Genomic DNA, 574 nt, shown 5'->3' on the forward strand with positions numbered 1-574 from the left:
AGCGGTGCTCAACCACTATACAGCCCTGATAAAAAACTAATCCTTGCCGTTAACGGTGAGATCTACAACCACAAAGAGATTCGCGCTCGCTACGAAGGCAAGTACGAATTCCAAACAGACTCTGACTGTGAAGTTATTTTAGCGCTGTATCAAGACATGGGTGCTGATCTTCTTGAAGAGCTAAACGGCATTTTTGCTTTCGTACTGTACGATGAAGAAAAAGATGAGTACCTAGTAGGTCGTGACCATATCGGTATCATTCCACTTTACCAAGGTTACGATGAACACGGTAACTACTACGTCGCTTCCGAAATGAAAGCACTCGTACCCGTTTGTAAAACAGTCAGCGAATTCCCTCCAGGTTCGCACTACAGCTCAAAAGATGCAGAACCTCAGCGTTACTACATCCGTGACTGGAACGAATATGCTGCTGTTCAAGGTAACAGCACGAGTAAAGAAGAACTAACAGAAGCACTGGAAGCAGCGGTGAAACGTCAATTAATGACTGACGTACCATACGGCGTACTACTATCTGGTGGTCTGGATTCATCCATCACATCTGCGGTAGCAAAAC

General features: G+C 45.1%; 1 protein-coding gene. It reads left to right on the forward strand.

The features are described from left to right. The coding region (locus R7Q48_RS29580) for an asparagine synthase-related protein (RefSeq protein WP_318133938.1) at positions 1 to 574 on the forward strand (574 nt) is incomplete at both ends.

Source organism: Vibrio sp. 378 (assembly GCF_033339435.1).